Origin of the sequence: Mesorhizobium waimense (genome assembly GCF_003601975.1) — a bacterium.
In the GTDB taxonomy this organism is placed as follows: domain Bacteria; phylum Pseudomonadota; class Alphaproteobacteria; order Rhizobiales; family Rhizobiaceae; genus Mesorhizobium; species Mesorhizobium waimense.
Genome location: NZ_QZWZ01000012.1, coordinates 31,174 through 48,679 on the forward strand (window position 1 = coordinate 31,174; position 17,506 = coordinate 48,679).

The following is a 17,506-nucleotide window of genomic DNA, read 5'->3' on the forward strand; positions in this document are numbered from 1 at the left end:
GGCGCGCAATCGCGCCTGGAAAAGCCTTGGCCGGCGCTTTCCCCGTTCCGCTTTTCGCCGTATTTCATGTTACAAGTCCGGGCGAAGGGCTTGTATGCGCGGCTGCAACGGCTGCGGTTTGAAGAGGGACGATCCTATGAGAAAGACTGTGCTCGTCGTCGTGGCGACGGCTGTGCTCGTGAGCGCTTGCACCACAACCGATCCGTACACCGGGGAGCAGAAGGTCTCCAACACGGCAGCCGGCGCCGGCCTTGGCGCGCTGGCCGGTGCGGGCATCGGCCTGCTTGCCGGCGGCAATGACCGCCGCAACGCGCTGATCGGTGCCGGCATCGGCGCGCTTGCCGGCGGCGCCGTCGGCGCCACCATGGACCAGAACGAGGCGGAGCTGCGCCGCCAGCTCCAGGGCACCGGCGTCAGCGTCACCCGCACCGGTGACCAGATCATCCTCAACATGCCGTCCGACATCACCTTCAACGTCGACCAGGATGCCGTGAAGCCGGGCTTCTATCAGGTGCTGAATTCGGTGGCGCTGGTGCTGAACAAGTTCCGCCAGACCACGGTCGACGTGTTCGGCCACACCGATTCCACCGGTGGCGACGAACACAATTTCGATCTGTCGCAGCGCCGCGCGCTGGCGGTCGCCAACTATCTGTCCGGGCAGGGCGTCGATTCGCGCCGTTTCGCCGTCACCGGCTTCGGCAAGACCCGCCCGATCGCGTCCAACGCGACAACGGCCGGCCGCGCCCAGAACCGGCGCGTCGAGATCCAGCTCTCGCCGCTCACTTGAGCAGAGCGATTTTGAACATGAAAACGGCCCCGCAAGGGGCCGTTTTTGTTTGTCGTGCTGGTACCGTTGGCTGGGATCGAACGTGGACGATCAGACCTTGGCGACGATCCGCATGAAGGCCGGCATGTCGTCGCCGAAGCCGACGGTGGCGTCATTGTCTTCCTGGCGGTGGCGGGCAGGGCGGTTGGTGTCGCGCTGCGGCCTCGAATCGCCACGTTCCGGCGTGCGGCTCTCGTTTCGGTCGGCCTTGCGCTCGGTGTTTTCCGAACGGATCGCTTCCTTGCGCGCGCGCCGCTCGCCGATGTCGGCGACCGTAGCCTCGGCCGCGACTGGCTGTTCATCGTGCGCCGCTTCTGGTGGCGCTGCTTCGCTGGGCTTGGCATGGCGCTCGCGTGGTTTGCGTTCGCCCTTGTCCTTGCGGTCTTCGTCCTTGCGGCCAGCGCGGCGTGGCGCGCCACGGCCACGGCGGGGTGCTTCGTCCTCGCCCTCGCTGGCGACGACTGTCGACAGGTCGCCGTCATGCCACTCGATCTTGTTGCCGATCAGCCGTTCGATGGCGTCGATGTATTTGGTGTCCGACTTGGTGGCGATGGTGAAGGATTTGCCCGAGCGCCCGGCGCGGCCGGTGCGGCCGATACGGTGGACATAGTCCTCGGCATGGATCGGCACGTCGTAGTTGAAGACGTGGCTGACGTCGGGAATGTCGAGGCCGCGCGCGGCGACGTCCGAAGCGACGAGGTAGCGCAGCTTGCCGTCACGGAAATTGGCCAACATCTGCATGCGGGCCCGCTGGTCCATGTCGCCATGGAGGGCGCCGGCGTCGAAATCATACTTCAACAGCGAGCGGAACAGTTCCGACACCTCGACCTTGCGGTTGCAGAAGATGATGGCGTTCTTCAGTTCGGCGTCTTCGGCCTTCATCAAATTGCGCAACGTCTCGCGCTTGTCCCAGGGCTTTGAGCCGGACTTCACCAGGCGCTGGATAATGCTGGTGGCGGTTGAGGCTGCCTTGGAAACCTCGACTCGCACCGGCGCATGTAGGAATTTTTCGGTGAGCTTGGTGATCTCAGGCGGCATCGTCGCCGAGAAGAACAGCGTCTGCCGGGTGAACGGGATCATCTCGCAAATGCGCTCGATGTCGGGGATGAAGCCCATGTCGAGCATGCGGTCGGCCTCGTCGATGACGAGGATCTCGACGCCGTTGAGCAAGAGCTTGCCGCGCTCGCGATGGTCGAGCAGACGGCCGGGCGTCGCGATCAGCACGTCGGCGCCGCGCTCCAGCTTCTTGTCCTGTTCGTCGAAGGAGACGCCGCCGATCAAGAGCGCGATGTTGAGCTTGTGGTTCTTGCCGTATCTGATGAAATTCTCCTCCACCTGCGCGGCGAGTTCGCGCGTCGGTTCGAGGATCAACGTGCGCGGCATGCGGGCGCGGGCGCGGCCTTTTTCGAGGCGGGTCAGCATCGGCAACACGAAGGATGCCGTCTTGCCGGTGCCTGTCTGGGCGATGCCCAAAATATCCTTGCCGAGCAAGGCATGCGGGATAGCGCCGGCCTGGATCGGAGTCGGCTGCGTGTAGCCGGCATCGGTGACTGCGGAAAGGACCTTCGGCGACAGGCCGAGGTCCGAAAAAGTCAACGCTTCTTGAGCGGTCTGGGTGTCTGAGGACAAGTCTTGCTGTCTTTGGCTGGTTCGGGGAAGCGCAACGGCATCCGTCGCGGCAAGCGCTGCGCGCCTGCAAGATTGGTAATGCGATTAGGCGCAAGCCCGCGATTTGTCAACAGAAACGGGCGGGAATGCTACGATTGTGAAGTTGTAACCTTAATCGCGATGCTTAATCGAGGTCGCCATCGTTGCGCCGGCTCAATAGCGGAACTGCTCCGCCAGGATGCGCTCGTTCCACGAATGATTGGGATCAAACAGCAATGTTGCTGTCGCCGTCGGCGATTCCCGCACCGTGACCGACGCCACTGCCTTCACCTCGGTATGGTCGGCGGCGGCGTTCACCGGCCGCTTTTCGGGCTCCAGAATGTCGAAGCGAACCGTCGCCTTGTTGGAGAGCAGCGCGCCACGCCAGCGACGCGGGCGGAACGGGCTGACCGGGGTCAGCGCCAGAAGCGGCGCGTCGAGCGGCAGGATCGGCCCGTGCGCGGACAGATTGTAGGCGGTCGAGCCGGCGGGCGTGGCGATCATGACGCCGTCGCAGTTCAATTCCTCCAGCCGAACCTGCTCGTCGACGGTGATGCGGATTTTGGCCGTCTGGTAGGATTGCCGCCACAGGGCAACCTCGTTGATGGCGAGAGCCGAAACCGTTTCGCCCGCATGGGTGAGCGCCAGCATCTCCAGCGGACGGATCGTTTCGGCGACGGCCGCCGCGATGCGCTCGACGAGGCCGCCAGCGCGGTACTCGTTCATCAGGAAGCCGATGGTGCCACGGTTCATGCCGTAGACTTTCTTTCCCGTGCTCATCGTGTCGCGCAGGGTCTGCAGCAGGAAGCCGTCGCCGCCGAGTGCCACGACAATCTCGGCGTCTTCGACTGAAGACTGGCCATAGCGAGCCGACAGGTTTTCCAGCGCCGCCTTGGCGTCGGCTGTGTCGGAGGAAACGAAGGCGAGACGGCTGGCGGCTTTGCTCATGGTTCCCCGATGACGACCGATTGGCGGCGACCGGTTTGCCGGGCCGCGCCTGCGCCGGGGTAGCATGGGCCACCCGCATCTGCAAAGGGAGGCCGGGCCTCGATGCGGCACCGGGAGATCACCGCTCGCGCTTCGTGTCGCGGAACAAGGGAATGTGATGGTTAAGACGGGACTTAAGCTCTCGTAAAGCCGGATCGTTCATGTTAGCCGGCAGTGGATGGGCGGCGTGGGGGCCAGCAAGTCGAGACCTGTCTATTGCCGGTGACCCGAATGATCATCGTCTTCCTGATGCTGGGAAGCTTCGCGCTCGTGTTTTCCGAACTGGTGCGCCAGTCCGAAGAAATGAGCATCCGGCCTCAGCCCGCCGCCTCGCGCTGCGGCGATGCAGTTGGCACGCCCTGTCCGCAAAAGGCGCTGTAGGTTCGCAAATCCGGTGATCATTGGCGCCGGAGACGAAGGAAGCGATGGGCAGTCTCGATTTGTCCGTCGTTCTCACTCCCAGGGCAGAATTTTGCTGCGCCATTTCTGATTTGTGAAATTGGTCGATCCGCTGGCCGATGAGCTCGCCCAGCGTTATCGCTTCCGATCGTTATCTGCGTGCCGTCCTCTTGCTGGCTGCCGTTGGCAGAGGCTATGGGAGCCACGTGGGTTGTAGTACGCAAAAAGGTCGCTAAGACCAGTCAGCGAACGATCGACTGTGATTTCAGCGAGCGTTTCTCCACGGCGGCAATAGGGGATCTCAATTTGATGCAGCGTAGATCTGAGCCCAAGGCAGAAAAGCTTGACGATATCCACCCCCGTTCCCTCGAACCCATCACGGTGCAAGAGAGATACATAACCCCTCTCTTTTCGCTGCCTCGAAAGCTGCCGGCTACGGCATGGCAAGGCCATATTCCCTTCTTGTTCGTACTATTCAAAAATTTGAAGCCTTCCAGCTACGTTGACCTTGGTGTCCACTATGGTGCCAGTCTGATTGCTGCCGCCACTGCCGCGCAAACCTATGATCTTAAAACAGAACTATGGGGAGTGGACACCTGGCAAGGTGACGCCCATGCCGGCGATTATGAAGGCGACCAAATATACGCCGACCTTCTGGCGTTCGTAGACGGATGTTTCGATGGCGTCCATTTGCTTCGGTCAACGTTCGATCAGGCGAGAGAGAAGTTTACCGAGAGGCCCGTGGATATGCTTCATATTGACGGACTGCATACATATGAGGGGGTCAAACACGATTACGAAAACTGGCTGCCGGTCATGAGCGATAGAGGAGTAATCCTGTTTCATGACACCGCCGGACGCGATCGGGGCTTTGGTGTCTGGCGCCTCTGGGAGGAACTGAAACCAAGATTTCCTTCGTTGGAATTTATTCACTCGCACGGCTTAGGTGTGCTCTTTGTCGGGGCCAACAGCCTGACGGACCCTTACCTCAAAAAGCTTGTCGAGGACCGGTCCCTGTTCGATGCCTACCGGTCGACAGTTACCCAGGTGGCAGATTTGCTGTCAGTTCGCGTTGCCTTCCAAGATTCGGAATTTGAGCTCAGGTCAAATCCTTCGGCTGGAGGAGATACGAGGACGCAATTGGCCGGCGTTCAGGAGGCGGTACAGCGTTACAAGAACCAATTGATGACGGTAAGAAGGCAGCATGACCGCCTTACGCGTCGGAAATCCATCAAGCCTTTGAAGTATTTGAAGAGACTTATCGGGGGATAGTTACGTGGCTGGTGACGGATTTTTACAGAGGTATTATTTAAGCAATGGCGGTAAAGTGCTCCACAAATGGTTTCATTACTTTGACGTTTACGAACGTCATTTCGAACGCTTCAGAGACATGTCGCCAAAGGTTCTTGAGATTGGCGTTTCTGGGGGTGGCTCGCTTCAGATGTGGAAGGCGTATTTTGGCCAAGGCGCACAGATTGTCGGCATTGATATCGACCCCGAGTGCAAGAAACACGAGGGAGACGGCATAGACATCTTCATCGGCAGCCAGGATGACCCGGCACTGATCGATCATGTTGTCGCCAAATACACAGATTTCGACATTGTGATCGATGACGGCAGTCATATCATGCGCCACGTCATGAAGAGCTTCGAACTCCTCTACGATAAGGTAAAGCCCCATGGCGTCTATCTGGTAGAGGATCTTCACACCGCCTATGAGGGCGAGTATGAGGGAGGTCTAAAGCGCGCTGGAACATTCATCGAGTTCGTCAAAGACAAGATCGACGACCTGAATGCGACATATACTGGTGGCGGGGTGCCGGTCAGCGACTTTACCCGATCCACCGACTGTATTGCCATTTATGACAGCATTGTTGTTTTTGAGAAGAAACCGCAGGGTCGCCGGCAGGCTGCCATCACATCCTCAATGGCACTCGTGCAGCCGGTCAGGGTGAAATCGCTCCGGAAGGTTCTTCAAAGCTTTCGCGGTCACCGTTCAGCCAAATGATTGACACCCGCACACCACCTAGGGCGGCGAGTAGAGGAAGTGCTGTGACAGTCGATTTTGAGACGAAATGCTACGAGAATGACTGGGAGATCGTCCTCAAACCGGCCTATCTTCGCGCTGTGGTGGATCGCTGCGTTTATCCATTTTCAAAGAGGCGCGTGATCATCAACAACGTCTCTGACCGCGCGGCCGTCGAAGCCGCGGCCAGAGCAACGATCGAAGCCGGCGCGCTGGATGAATATCTGTTCGCAGAAGACCATGCGGATGCGGCACTGTCGTTCTTCGACATCGACAAGGCGTCATTCGGTCGGGGCTACGTCTACTCGATCTGCGAATTGGTTGGGCTATATGCCAGCAATGCCGACTATCTGCTTCACTTCGCCAGCGACTCCTATCCAAAGCGCCGACACAATTGGATCGAACCGGCCATCGACCTCATGCAGTCACGTGACGATCTCGTTACGGCCAACCTGTGTTGGAACGATAGATACAAGGAGGCCAAAGCCGAGAGCTTCGATACGGCCGGCGACTTCCTGATCGGCTTTGGTTTTTCCGATCAATGCTATCTGGCGAAGCTCTCCGTGTTCAGGGCGACGATCTATGGCGAGCGCAACCCTGCTTCGGAACGCTACCCAGACTATGCCGATGAGCTGTTCGAAAAGCGCGTCGACGCCTACATGCGCAATCACGGTGCCAAACGGCTGACCCATCGGAGCCAGAGCTACGTCCATCGGAACATTCCGAAGGGCGGGCTAAAGAGGGTCTGGCGCGGGATGCGACCACTCGCGTGAGTACAGGCGCTTAGCCGCGCGCGTTGTGGCCGAAGAAGCGCCGGCTGGCTTTTTTCCAACTCCAGCTGATCCGTTTCAGCCACAAGTGACGAGCCGAGCCCGCGACGGAGCTTTGGAACGCGCCGTTCTGGCTTCCCTGTTCAACGATCGGCCGCTCGAACCAGAGCATTTCAATGCCCAGCTTCTCATCGATATGTTCAATCTGATGATCGATCGGCTTTGACAGCTTGTGCTCGGCCAACCAATCGAGCCGGGCTTTGGCGACCGAGCGCGTGATCAGATATGAATCGGCGCAGCGCGCATGCAGCCCCGGGTAGAGTCTCTGGCCCTTCCGCAACTTCCATCGAGGTACATAATAATTGCTGCCGCTACCGAGATAGACGACAGCCTTTCGGTCCGGGCTGCCGAACTCGGCAATGCACTCGCCTAGCTTGCCTACGAAGTCGGCGTCGAGAAACACATCATCCTCAAACACCAGGCAAAACGGCTTGTCCGTTTCGAGAAACTCCCGCCATATGCCGACCTGCTTCAGTGCAAGCGAGACTTCGGACGGCAGCAATTTGTCCGATCCAACAAAGGATGTCCTGGTTTCCTCCGTGATATCCGCAACGTCCCAATCGAGAAAGAAATGGACTGGCACGCCGCGCCGGCCAAACTCCTTCAGAATATGGCGCTCCCGGTCTTCGTAACCTCGCTTGACATGGCATACGCGGACAAAGACCTGATCGGATGGAAACTCTTGCATTGTGCGTCTGTAGTGTTGCAGGCCTCGAAAATCCATAGGCGCGCCATTCATCGGCAGTCGATACCGACAGTGGATCAGGAATCGCTGGCGATCCTGTTCTGAGCGCCACCGAGGTAGGTTTCCCAGACATAGTCGCGCAACAGTTCACGATGCTGCGGTGTGCGGTGGTGCCTGGTCTTTTGGTCGGCGTAGGAAGAGCCTCCGACATGAAAGAAAGCGGCGTCAAACATCTGATGATGCTCACTGCGTTCGCCAGCCAGCACGACAGCAGCGGGTTCTTCGACCGCAGCTGAAATGTCTGCTTCCGTCAGATGCGAATAGAGCGGCAGCCAGTTGCCGCCGCCGGTGTCCAAGCCGAGTTCCATACGCGGCCCGAAATCCAGATCCAGTCCCTCGACGGCCGCGAAGCGGAAGAAGCAGAAGCCTCCCCAAAGATGCCATTTGGGATCGTCTTTGCTTGGCTTGTAGCGGAAATTCTCGTTGGCAGGCAGCTTGAGACCATAAACGACCTTTCCTTCCATCCGCGCGGGAATGTCGAAGGGTGCGACCGGGAAGCAATCGTGATCGATGTATCCAAACAATTCTGGCCGAAGGTGCCTGACGATATTGTCAAACACCCAGGTCAATGCCGTCCCATGCGAACGCGACCAATGGCGCTCGCGGCGGTTGGGCAAGCCGAGATAAGGTACGCCTCTTGCCGAGCAGATGCGTTCAATCGATTTTCTCGCCGCTTCGTCGGACGAATTGTCTATGACCACGAGCGATAATCCTGGCGAATGGATCTGCCATGCCCTGGTCAAGGCATCGATGACCCAAGGCGTGTTGAAGGCGATGGTGAAGCAAAACCTGGACAATCCGGATTCTTGCAAACGGCGCGAGAATTCCCGTCCGCGGCTGGCTCCCTTGGCCTGATAGAATTGATACGACAGCTTGTCGCGGATGGATTTCGCCTTGCCGACGAAGCTGCTGGCATTGATCGCATCGACGGTTCTCTTCAGAATTTTGCGTGCCATCGCCTATTCTCATTTCCGAAGCGGACGCGCGCGCAGGGCTTTGGCCGGCCGAGTTCCTGACATAGCGTCTAGCACCTATGCCGGGCCTAACAAGCGTCTTTCGGTTGGGAGAGCGTGCTTGTGTCCCACGGTCTTTCATGCGCGCGCTGCGGCTACAAGGTGCCAATGGTCGCTCGCCCCACGGATCCGCATCGTCGCCCGACAGACTCTCGTTCAAAAAGATATTGACTGTATGTTTAGTCATGATTATCTCTGATGGCGAGAACTGAGTTGGTCAGCCGGCGTTCGCCGGTGAATGGCCACCAAAAAAGGGGAACATCTTGACAGCCATCCGGCCCGCCGTGGAGGCGAAGGGCGTCAGCAGGATTTTTCAGGGAGCCGGCCAGGACGCGGTCAGAGCGCTCGACAGTGTCTCCGTTTCGATCCGCGAGAATGAATTCTTCACCTTGCTCGGTCCCTCAGGCTGCGGAAAGACCACGCTGCTCAGGCTGATCGCCGGCTTCGACTATCCGACCGACGGCGAAATCCTGTTGCACGGCCAGGACATCGCACCGCTGCCGCCATTCAAGCGGCCGGTCAACACAGTGTTCCAGTCCTATGCCTTGTTCCCGCACATGACAGTGGCCGAGAACATTGGCTTCGGCCTCAAGATGCTGGGCAAGCCGAAGGCCGAGATTGCTGCCCGTGTCGATGCGATGCTCAAACTCGTCCACATGCAGGAGCAGAGGAACCGCCGCACCAGCCAGATCTCCGGCGGCCAGCAGCAGCGCGTTGCGCTGGCGCGGGCCTTGGCGCCGCAACCGAAAGTGCTGCTGCTCGACGAACCGCTGTCGGCGCTCGACTACAAGCTACGCAAGGAAATGCAGATCGAGTTGAAGCGGCTGCAGCACGAAACCGGCATCACCTTCATCTTCGTCACCCACGACCAGGAAGAAGCGCTGACCATGTCGGACCGCATCGCTGTGATGTCGTCGGGCAACATCCTGCAGGTCGGCACGCCCTGGGATGTCTACGACCGCCCGGCCGAGCGTTTCGTCGCTGACTTCATCGGCGAGACGAACTTTTTGACTGGCACCATCGAGAGTGCAGGGAACGGCCATGCGCGGATCGTCTTGAGTTCGGGCGCGAGGGTCTACGCAGCCGCTGCCAAAGACTTTCAGCCGGGTAGCACGGCGACGCTGATGGTGCGGCCGGAGCATGCCAAGCTCGTCAAGGGTGCCGGCGACCTGGCCGGCACGATCGAGACCATCGTCTATTTCGGTACCGACACGCACATCCATGTCCGGCTGGACGGCGGCGAGGCCTTCATCGTGCGCCAGCAGAACTCGCGCTGCGCCAGTTGCGGATTCGAGCGGGGCGACAAGGTCGGCATTTCGATCGGCGATGAAGTCGCGCAGCTGTTGAAGGACTAGGGCCGATGGCGAGCGCGAAAGAGATCGCCGACAAGGCCGAACGCGACGATATCAGGTCACGCTGGCTGCTTTCCGCTCCGGCGCTGCTGATCGTGTTCCTCGCGGCGCTTGGGCCACTGCTGATCGTGGTCGTCTATTCCTTCCTGACGCCCGGCAATTACGGCGACGTGAAGTGGCAGTTCTCGACCGACGCCTGGGTGAGCGTGCTGCTCGAGCGTGACGTCTTCGACGACACGCTGTCGCTCGCCAGCGCGCATCTGTCGATCTTCTGGCGCTCGGTATCGCTTTCGGCCATGACCACGGTCCTGACGCTGATCTTCGGCTTTCCGACCGCCTATTTCATCGCAACGCGGCCCGAACACCGCCGCGATATCTGGCTGTTCCTGATCACCATCCCGTTCTGGACGAACCTTCTGATCCGCACCTTCGCTATGCAGGAGGTGCTGCGCAATGACGGCCTCATCAATTGGGTGTTGCAAGCGCTTGGCATCACCGGCCATCCGGTCCAGCTCATGTACACCAACTTCGCCGTGCTCGCCGGCATGGTCTATGTATTCCTGCCGCTGATGGTGCTGCCGCTCTATGCCAGCATGGAAAAGATCGACTTCCGCCTGGTCGAGGCGGGCTACGACCTCTATGCGACGCGGCTGCAGGTGCTGCGGCGCATCATCGTGCCGCTGGTCACGCCGGGCATCGTCGCTGGCTCGATCCTCGTCTTCATTCCCTCGCTCGGCGCCTATGTGACGCCACGCGTGCTGGGCGGCGGCACCAGTCTGATGATCGGCAATCTGATCGAGCTGCAATTCGGCCAGGGCCGGAACTGGCCGCTCGGTGCGGCGCTGTCGATCGCGCTGATGGCGATCGTCATGATCGCGCTGCTGTTCTACGTCCGCAACACAACCAGATCGGATGGCAGCCATGGCTGACCGCTTCGACGTCCGGCGGCAGACTGGCTTCGCCTCGATGGCGATGCTGTGTTTCTTCCTGCTCTATCTGCCGATCGCCACGCTTGTCGTCTACGCCTTCAACGACAACGAGTCGCTCGCGATCTGGAAGGGCTTTTCGCTGCGCTGGTTCCACGCCGCCTGGAACAATTCGCTGGTGATCGAATCCTCGATCCGCTCGTTCGAGATCGCTGCAATCGCGGCAATCCTGGCGACGATCTCGGCAACGATGGCGGCGCTGGCGACGACCCGGACCAAGCCTTACCGGGGACTGACTTTCAAATACGCCTTCATCAACCAGCCGCTGATGGTGCCGGAGATCGTCACCGCGGTGGCGCTGCTGATCGTGTTTTCGCGCATCAAGATCTGGACCGGCTATTCGGGCCTCGGCTACCTGATCTTGGCCCACACCGCTTTCTGCGTGCCGTTCGCCTATCTGCCGATCCGGGCGCGGCTCGAAAGCATGGATCTGTCGCTCGAGACCGCGGCCGCCGATCTCTATGCGACCAAATGGCAGACCTTCCGGCACGTGACCTTGCCGCTGCTTTGGCCGGGCATCCTGGCGGGGCTGATGCTCGCCTTCGTCGTCTCGCTGGACGACGTCGTCATCACCGAATTCGTCAAATCGGGCGGCCAGGACACGCTGCCGACCTTCATGCTCGGCCAGATCCGCCGCGGCGTTACACCCGAGATCAACGCGATCTCGACGGTCTTCCTGGCGCTGTCGATCGGCATCGTCACGGCATTCTTCTTCATCAGCAGGAAACGGACCTGAGGCCGCATCGCCGACGGTCCCAACAATGGGAGCAAGAAGCATGAACTGGAAACTGACCGCGACGGCCGTCGGGCTGTCGCTGCTGACTGCCACGGGCGCGGCCCGCGCCGACGGCGAGCTCAACATCTACAATTGGGGCAACTACACAAGCCCCGACCTGATCAAGAAATTCGAGGCGACCTACAAGGTCAAAGTCACCGTCACCGACTTCGATTCCAACGACACAGCACTTGCCAAGATCCGCCAGGGTGGCGCCGGCTTCGACATCGTCGTGCCGTCGGCAAGTGTCGTTCCGATCTGGATCAGCGAAGGGCTGCTGCTGGAGACCGATCCCAACACAATGGAGAACTTCAAGAACGTCGATCCGAAGTGGGTCGATGTGCCGTTCGACCCGGGCCGCAAATACACCGTGCCATGGCAGTGGGGCACGACCGGCATGTCGGTGAACAAATCGGTCTATTCCGGCGATCCTAACACGTCGGCGATCTTCCTCGATCCGCCGGCCGAACTGGTCGGCAAGATCAATGTCGTGCCCGAGATGGGTGACATCATGTACCTCGCCATCTCCTATGAGGGCGGCGAGTACTGCACCGACGACAAGCAGGTGCTGAAGAAAGTGCGCGACAAGCTGGTCGAGGCCAAGGCGAAGTGGCTGTCCTTCGACTATGGCGCCGTCGACGGGTTGGGCAAGGGCGACATCGCGGCCGGCGTCAACTGGAACGGCATTTCGTTGCGCCAGCGGCTGCAGAACGACAAGATCGTCTACGGCTATCCGAAGGAAGGCTATCCAATCTGGATGGACAATGTCGCGGTCCTCAAGGACGCCAAGAATGTCGAGAACGCAAAGCTGTTCCAGAACTTCATCATGGATCCCGAGAACGCGGCCTTGATCTCGGCCTTCGCCCGCTATGCCAATGGTATCAAGGGGTCTGAAGCCTTTATGCCGGCCGACATGAAGGGCGCGCCGGAGGTGGATGTTCCGGCCGAATTCGCCGCCAAGGGCAAGTTCATGCCGACCTGTTCGCCGGATGTGCAGGCGCTCTACACGAAAATCTGGACCGATCTGCAGAAGTAGCCCGATCCGGGGTTTTCCCGCGCCGCGAGATGCGGCGCGGCCATCTCTCGACCATCAAGCCAAAAGGCGATCCCGGCGATCGCAGGAGACTTCCATGACCGATCTCGACCTTTGCTACATGCCGGCCAGCGAGGCGTTGCGGCAGTTCAAGGCGAAGACGCTTTCGCCCGTCGAACTGATGCAGGCGACCATCGATCGCGCCGAGGCGACGAAGGCGACGATCAACTGTTTTACCTTCACGCATTTCGACGAGGCGATAGATCTGGCCAAAAAGGCCGAGGCCAAATACGCCAAGGGCGCCCGGACCGGAGCGCTCGAAGGCCTGCCGATCGGCATCAAGGACGAGAGCTACATCAAGGGCAAGCCGACATCGCATGGCTCGCTGCTGACCAAGGACGCCATCGGCGAGCATACGTCGACGATGAACGAGCGCGTCATCAAGGCGGGCGGAATCGTGCATGCACGCACGGCGACGCCCGAATTCAGCTGCGCCGGAGTTACCTGGTCGAGACGATGGGGCGTCACGCGCAATCCGTGGAATCCGGATTTCACGCCGGGCGGTTCGTCCGGCGGTGCTGCGGCAACGCTGGCCTCGGGCACATCGTCGATCGCCACCGGGTCGGACATTGCCGGGTCGATCCGCATTCCGGCATCGGCCTGCGGTCTCGTCGGCTTCAAGCCGCCCTACGGGCGCAATCCCGACGAGCCGCCGTTCAATCTTGATTTCTACTGCCATACGGGGCCGCTGGCACGGAACGTGAAAGACGCAATCCTGCTGCAGAATGTCATGGCTGGGCCGAGCCCGCTTGATATCGCAACGCTTCGTCCGAAACTGCGGCTACCGCTCGACTACAAGCCGATCAAGGGCTGGAAGATCGGTTTCTCGATGGACCTCGGCTCTTTCGAGGTCGATGCCGATGTGCACAGGAACACGCTTGCCGCATGCGATGTGTTCCAGTCGCTCGGCGCCACCGTCGAGGAAGTCGACCTGGGCTGGGGCGACGAGGTGCTTAAGGCCGGCATCGCCTATCTCGAGCATCTCTTCGGCGCCTCGCTGGCGCAGCTGCTCGAGGAGCACGGCGAAGACATGACGAGCTATGCGCGGCAGTTCGCCGAGGACGGTCAAAGGTCGAAGGCGACGGACTATGTCGGAACCCTGGAGGTGGCTGCCCGGATGTACCAGACATTAGGCCCGTTGCTGGAAAAGTACGATGTGTTGATCTGCCCGACGAACGCTCTTCCCGCGGTGCCGGCGGAGTTCGACCACACCAGGGACAGTGTCGAGATCAATGGGAAACAGGTCAACCCGTCGCTTGGCTGGGTCATGACGACGCCGTTCAACATGATGAGCCGCTGTCCGGTTCTGTCCATGCCAACGGGCAGGGCGGCGAATGGCGTGCCGACGGGCATCCAGATTGTCGGTCGTACCTATTGCGACGCAGATGTGTTCCGGGCGGCGCTCGCCTATGAAACGGCTCGGGGACAATGGTATGAGAGTGCCGGGACACGCCCGTCGCTTTGATATCTGGACGCGGGCCGCAAGGTCGAAAAGGCCGGATGAGAATGGCAGAACGCAAGGCAACCGCGATAGCGGAGAAGCGCAAGGTTGAGGGCAGGGGGTCGGCGAACGATGCCGCTCCCAAGGACCGCCGGCGTGAGCGCGGCGAGGCGAGCGTTCAGCGCATCATCGACGCCACGATCGACCTCATCGCCGAGGAAGGCCTGGCGAGCGTCACCATGCAGCGCATCGCCGAGCATGTGGGCTCCTCCAACGCGCTGGTGGTGTTCCACTTTCGCAGCAAGGAGAACCTGTTCCGGGCCGTGCTGCAGTATCTCAGCGACCGGTACGACGAATTGTGGGCGACGCTGGTGCGCGCGCCCGGCCTGTCGCCGGTCGAGCGGCTGATGGGCGCGGTAGAATGCGCGCAGCGATTTGCGCGACAGCATCCGAAATGGGTTTCGGTCTTTGTCGTCTTCTCCAGCGACCGCAAGAGCATGCAGATCTACAACGAGATCGGCCTGCCCAGCGATCTCAGCTACAATGCCGAGGCACGCGATCTGCTGATCGAAATCAAGCACAGTGGCGGCTACACCGATGTCGACCCGAACACGCTGGCTGAAAGCCTCAACTATCTCGTCCATGGCGCATGGTTCTGGGATCACCTCAACCCGCCGGCGGGCCAATCCGATGTGCTGCGCAAGACGATGCTGATGCTGCTGCATCAGGCGTTTCCGCGCCATTTCGATTTGGCGTGACGGATCGGGTTGCGGCCGCCTATCGGGCCTGCAACAGGTGGCAGCCGGCTTGGCGCTTTTGAGCGAGATATTCGTCGATCAGTTGGCGGTAGCGGACCTTGCCGAAGCTCGGGAAATGACCGCCATGGACAACCGAGGCGTCGAGGTCACGCATGCCGAGCAGTGTTTCGACATAGTCGTCGACCAGCGAATGATAGACGTCGTCGATCAGCGGGCCGTCATAGATGATGTCGCCGGACAGCAGGATGCCGGTCTTCTTCTCGTAGAGCGCGATGCCGCCGGGCGAATGGCCGGGCGTGTGGATCACCTCGAAGGCACGGTCGCCGAGATCGACGACATCGCCTTGTTCGAGCAGGCGACCGGCCGGCGCCGGCAGGATTTTGTAGCGTGCCGTGTCCCAGCCTTGTGGCATGCCATCGAACATCTCGTCGGTGGCATAGCGGTCGGCCACGGTCCATTCGTTGCGCGGATCGGCGAGGATTTCTGCTTCGGCCCGATGCACGCAGCGGTCGGGAAACTCATGGTGGCAGCCGATATGGTCGAAATGCGTGTGGCTGGCGACGCAGGTCAGCTTTCTCTCCGTCACCAGCGGCACATGGCGCCTGAGGCTGAAATGGCCGAGGCCGGTGTCGAACAGAAGGTCGCGATCGCGGCCGCGCACGTGCCAGATGTTGCAGCGGAAGAACGGTTTGATCCAGGGTTCATGGATCAGCGTGATGCCGTCGCCCATGCGGACGGTTTCGTACCAGTCGGGGGCGTCGATGACCGGAAGCGTGCCCATCATTCAGTCCGTCAGCAGGATGATGTCGCCAGCGTTGCACGAAACCGCGATGGTGTCGCCCGGCTGGACGGCCGCCGAAGCCGGAGCCTTGGCGATGAACTGCAGCGTTGGGTCTTCGACTGAAGAGGCCAGGATCCGTTTGAAACTGCCCTGGAAGACAACATCGCGCACCTTTGCTGAGCCGAGCGCAACCGCACCTCCAGTTGCGCCAAGGACCAAATGCTCCGGCCGGATGGCGAGAGCGACTTTCGCGCCGGGCTGCGGGGCGCCGGGCAGCGAAATCGGACCTGCTGATGTTGCGACCGTCACCGTCCCGCTCTTCGCCTCCGTCACGGTTCCGGACAGGATCGTGCTTTCGCCCATGAAGGTAGCGGAAAAGCGCGTCGCCGGCCGCGCATAGACGCGCTCGGGCGGACCTTCATCCTCGATGCGACCGTCATTCATGACCACGCAGTGGTCGGCCAGCGCCATCGCCTCTTCCTGGTCGTGGGTGACATGGATGAAGGCGGTGCCGACGCGCTTCTGGATCGCTTTCAGTTCATCCTGCATCTGCCGGCGCAGCTTCAGGTCGAGCGCGCCGAGCGGCTCGTCGAGCAGAAGCACGGCCGGTTCGATCACCAGCGCACGCGCCAATGCCACGCGCTGCCGCTGGCCGCCGGAAAGCTGATGCGGCTTCTTGTCGAAGGCGGCCGCCAGCCCGACCAGCGCCAGCGCTTCGCGCGCCTTGGCCGCGCGTCTCGCGCCGTCGACGCCTTGCATGCGCAGGCCGAAGCCGACATTGGCGCCGACGGTCATATGCGGAAACAGCGCATAGTCCTGGAACACCGTCGTCGTCGGCCGCTTCGCCGGCGGCACCGATGTGCAGTCCTCGCCGCGGATGAACACCTTGCCTTCGCTGGGTGTGACGAAGCCGCCGAGGATGGAGAGCAACGTCGTCTTGCCGGAGCCGGAGGGTCCGAGCAGGATGGTGTAGCTGCCGGGCTCGATCTGCAGCGAGACGTTCTTCAGCACCACTTGCTGGCCGAAGCGATGCGAGACAGAGCTTATATCGACCAGGGATGCGCTCATGCCGGCGTTCTCCGCAGCAATGTCAGTTCGAACAGCACCACCAGCACGATGGAGACGGCGAAGACCAGTGAACCGACGGCGTTGGTCTTGGGATTGAGACCGGAGCGCAGCAGGTTCCAGATTTCCACCGGCAGCGTCGTGTCGAAGCGGGTCAGCAGGAAGGAGATGACGAATTCGTCCCAGGAGAAGGTCATCGACAGGAAGAAGCCGGCGAAGATCGCCGGCGCCATGACCGGCACGGTGATCAGCAACAGCACCTTCCACTCGGGCGCGCCGAGGTCGCGCGCGGCACGCTCGATGTTGATCTGGTGATCGCCCATCTGGCTGTAGATGATGGCAAAGCAGAGCGGCAGGTTGATCACGACATGGCCGATGCCGGCCGCCAGCAGCGATTTCGGCAAGCCGGCCCAGTTGAACAGCACCAACAGCCCCATGCCGATGATGAGATAGCTGACGGTGAGCGGCAGAGTGATCAGCCCGCGCAGCAGCGTCGAGGACGGCAAAGTGAAGCGCGCGAACCCCCAGGCGGAGAGGAAGCCCAGCGTGACGGCGGCAGCTGAGGAGAGGATTGCCACAGCAAGCGAATTCACCAGCGCCGAGGTCAGCCGCGTGTCGGAGAGGACGGCCTGATACCAGCGCAGTGACGGGCCGGTGAAAGGCGGGATCGGAAACGATGTCGCCTGCAGCGAAAACAACACCAGCACGATGACCGGCAGGAAGATGAAGCCGTAGACGGCGAGGGCATAGAGCCAGGCGGCGATGCGGACAATCCGGCGCAT

18 protein-coding genes are annotated in these 17,506 nt (G+C 60.9%); 11 read left to right on the forward strand and 7 right to left on the reverse strand.

The annotated features are described in order from the left end of the window. The first annotated feature begins 136 nt into the window (after positions 1-136). Positions 137-787, forward strand: coding sequence for a YiaD family glycine zipper/OmpA-like lipoprotein (locus tag D3227_RS16635; RefSeq protein WP_120015341.1), 651 nt, complete (start codon positions 137-139; stop codon positions 785-787). A 90-nt stretch (positions 788-877) separates the two neighbouring features. Here the strand turns inward: D3227_RS16635 and D3227_RS16640 are convergent, their stop codons facing one another. Next, positions 878-2,455, reverse strand: a complete 1,578-nt coding sequence (locus tag D3227_RS16640; protein ID WP_167480728.1) for a DEAD/DEAH box helicase — start codon at positions 2,453-2,455, stop codon at positions 878-880. A 192-nt stretch (positions 2,456-2,647) separates the two neighbouring features. Beyond that, the gene (locus D3227_RS16645) at positions 2,648-3,421 is read right to left on the reverse strand and encodes an NAD kinase (protein WP_120015192.1); all 774 of its coding nucleotides are present in this window, start codon (positions 3,419-3,421) and stop codon (positions 2,648-2,650) included. A 270-nt stretch (positions 3,422-3,691) separates the two neighbouring features. Between D3227_RS16645 and D3227_RS41605 the strand changes: the two genes are divergently transcribed. The 4 genes from D3227_RS41605 (at position 3,692) to D3227_RS16660 (ending at position 6,658) form a co-directional block, all read left to right on the forward strand. Next, positions 3,692-3,841 carry a hypothetical protein gene (locus D3227_RS41605; protein ID WP_167480724.1) on the forward strand — a complete coding sequence of 50 codons (150 nt, stop codon included), beginning with the start codon at positions 3,692-3,694 and terminating at the stop codon, positions 3,839-3,841. 213 nt (positions 3,842-4,054) lie between these two features. Continuing rightward, positions 4,055-5,131, forward strand: a complete 1,077-nt coding sequence (locus D3227_RS16650) for a class I SAM-dependent methyltransferase (RefSeq protein WP_147377613.1) — start codon at positions 4,055-4,057, stop codon at positions 5,129-5,131. Between the two features lie 4 nt (positions 5,132-5,135). Then, positions 5,136-5,867, forward strand: a complete 732-nt coding sequence (locus D3227_RS16655; protein WP_120015194.1) for an O-methyltransferase — start codon at positions 5,136-5,138, stop codon at positions 5,865-5,867. Positions 5,868-5,911: 44 nt separating this feature from the next. Continuing rightward, entirely contained in the window at positions 5,912-6,658 is a 747-nt protein-coding gene (locus D3227_RS16660; protein WP_208646382.1) for a hypothetical protein, read from the forward strand. Positions 6,659-6,668: 10 nt separating this feature from the next. Here the strand turns inward: D3227_RS16660 and D3227_RS16665 are convergent, their stop codons facing one another. Both D3227_RS16665 and D3227_RS16670 read right to left on the reverse strand, forming a co-directional pair. Then, positions 6,669-7,403 carry a glycosyltransferase family 25 protein gene (locus D3227_RS16665; protein WP_120015196.1) on the reverse strand — a complete coding sequence of 245 codons (735 nt, stop codon included), beginning with the start codon at positions 7,401-7,403 and terminating at the stop codon, positions 6,669-6,671. A 74-nt stretch (positions 7,404-7,477) separates the two neighbouring features. Next, positions 7,478-8,416 carry a hypothetical protein gene (locus D3227_RS16670; RefSeq protein WP_120015197.1) on the reverse strand — a complete coding sequence of 313 codons (939 nt, stop codon included), beginning with the start codon at positions 8,414-8,416 and terminating at the stop codon, positions 7,478-7,480. A 320-nt stretch (positions 8,417-8,736) separates the two neighbouring features. Here D3227_RS16670 and D3227_RS16675 point away from each other — a divergent pair, with 320 nt between their 5' ends. The 6 genes from D3227_RS16675 to D3227_RS16700 all read left to right on the forward strand — a co-directional run bounded on the left by D3227_RS16675 (position 8,737) and on the right by D3227_RS16700 (position 14,878). Beyond that, positions 8,737-9,828, forward strand: coding sequence for an ABC transporter ATP-binding protein (locus tag D3227_RS16675; protein WP_167480729.1), 1,092 nt, complete (start codon positions 8,737-8,739; stop codon positions 9,826-9,828). Positions 9,829-9,833: 5 nt separating this feature from the next. Next, positions 9,834-10,754, forward strand: a complete 921-nt coding sequence (locus D3227_RS16680) for an ABC transporter permease (protein WP_120015199.1) — start codon at positions 9,834-9,836, stop codon at positions 10,752-10,754. Continuing rightward, positions 10,747-11,547, forward strand: a complete 801-nt coding sequence (locus D3227_RS16685; RefSeq protein ID WP_120015342.1) for an ABC transporter permease — start codon at positions 10,747-10,749, stop codon at positions 11,545-11,547. Before D3227_RS16680 ends, D3227_RS16685 begins: the two co-directional genes overlap by 8 nt. 40 nt (positions 11,548-11,587) lie before the next feature. Beyond that, on the forward strand, positions 11,588-12,622 hold the full coding sequence (locus D3227_RS16690; protein WP_120015200.1) for an ABC transporter substrate-binding protein: 1,035 nt from the start codon (positions 11,588-11,590) through the stop codon (positions 12,620-12,622). A gap of 94 nt (positions 12,623-12,716) precedes the next feature. After that, positions 12,717-14,144: an amidase gene (locus tag D3227_RS16695; protein ID WP_120015201.1), complete on the forward strand. Its 1,428-nt coding sequence runs from the start codon at positions 12,717-12,719 to the stop codon at positions 14,142-14,144. Positions 14,145-14,185: 41 nt separating this feature from the next. Further along, positions 14,186-14,878, forward strand: coding sequence for a TetR/AcrR family transcriptional regulator (locus D3227_RS16700; RefSeq protein WP_120015343.1), 693 nt, complete (start codon positions 14,186-14,188; stop codon positions 14,876-14,878). 19 nt (positions 14,879-14,897) lie between these two features. Here D3227_RS16700 and D3227_RS16705 read toward each other — a convergent pair whose 3' ends face one another. From D3227_RS16705 to D3227_RS16715, 3 genes are read right to left on the reverse strand one after another with little or no spacing between them, the layout of a single operon-like run. Further along, the gene (locus tag D3227_RS16705) at positions 14,898-15,659 is read right to left on the reverse strand and encodes an MBL fold metallo-hydrolase (protein WP_120015345.1); all 762 of its coding nucleotides are present in this window, start codon (positions 15,657-15,659) and stop codon (positions 14,898-14,900) included. 3 nt (positions 15,660-15,662) lie between these two features. After that, positions 15,663-16,727, reverse strand: a complete 1,065-nt coding sequence (locus tag D3227_RS16710) for an ABC transporter ATP-binding protein (protein WP_120015202.1) — start codon at positions 16,725-16,727, stop codon at positions 15,663-15,665. Continuing rightward, entirely contained in the window at positions 16,724-17,506 is a 783-nt protein-coding gene (locus tag D3227_RS16715) for an ABC transporter permease (RefSeq protein WP_120015203.1), read from the reverse strand. Before D3227_RS16715 ends, D3227_RS16710 begins: the two co-directional genes overlap by 4 nt.

What these genes read in the sequence shown, in the direction of transcription:
- D3227_RS16670 (WP_120015197.1), bottom strand. Translation starts at nt 8,416, where the DNA reads ATGGCACGCAAAATTCTGAAGAGAACCGTCGATGCGATCAATGCCAGC.
- D3227_RS16680 (WP_120015199.1), top strand. Translation starts at nt 9,834, where the DNA reads ATGGCGAGCGCGAAAGAGATCGCCGACAAGGCCGAACGCGACGATATC.
- D3227_RS16650 (WP_147377613.1), top strand. Translation starts at nt 4,055, where the DNA reads ATGGGAGCCACGTGGGTTGTAGTACGCAAAAAGGTCGCTAAGACCAGT.
- D3227_RS16690 (WP_120015200.1), top strand. Translation starts at nt 11,588, where the DNA reads ATGAACTGGAAACTGACCGCGACGGCCGTCGGGCTGTCGCTGCTGACT.
- D3227_RS16710 (WP_120015202.1), bottom strand. Translation starts at nt 16,727, where the DNA reads ATGAGCGCATCCCTGGTCGATATAAGCTCTGTCTCGCATCGCTTCGGC.
- D3227_RS16665 (WP_120015196.1), bottom strand. Translation starts at nt 7,403, where the DNA reads ATGCAAGAGTTTCCATCCGATCAGGTCTTTGTCCGCGTATGCCATGTC.
- D3227_RS16685 (WP_120015342.1), top strand. Translation starts at nt 10,747, where the DNA reads ATGGCTGACCGCTTCGACGTCCGGCGGCAGACTGGCTTCGCCTCGATG.
- D3227_RS16705 (WP_120015345.1), bottom strand. Translation starts at nt 15,659, where the DNA reads ATGGGCACGCTTCCGGTCATCGACGCCCCCGACTGGTACGAAACCGTC.
- D3227_RS16700 (WP_120015343.1), top strand. Translation starts at nt 14,186, where the DNA reads ATGGCAGAACGCAAGGCAACCGCGATAGCGGAGAAGCGCAAGGTTGAG.
- D3227_RS16695 (WP_120015201.1), top strand. Translation starts at nt 12,717, where the DNA reads ATGACCGATCTCGACCTTTGCTACATGCCGGCCAGCGAGGCGTTGCGG.
- D3227_RS16635 (WP_120015341.1), top strand. Translation starts at nt 137, where the DNA reads ATGAGAAAGACTGTGCTCGTCGTCGTGGCGACGGCTGTGCTCGTGAGC.
- D3227_RS16645 (WP_120015192.1), bottom strand. Translation starts at nt 3,421, where the DNA reads ATGAGCAAAGCCGCCAGCCGTCTCGCCTTCGTTTCCTCCGACACAGCC.
- D3227_RS41605 (WP_167480724.1), top strand. Translation starts at nt 3,692, where the DNA reads ATGATCATCGTCTTCCTGATGCTGGGAAGCTTCGCGCTCGTGTTTTCC.
- D3227_RS16715 (WP_120015203.1), bottom strand. Translation starts at nt 17,506, where the DNA reads ATGCGCCGGATTGTCCGCATCGCCGCCTGGCTCTATGCCCTCGCCGTC.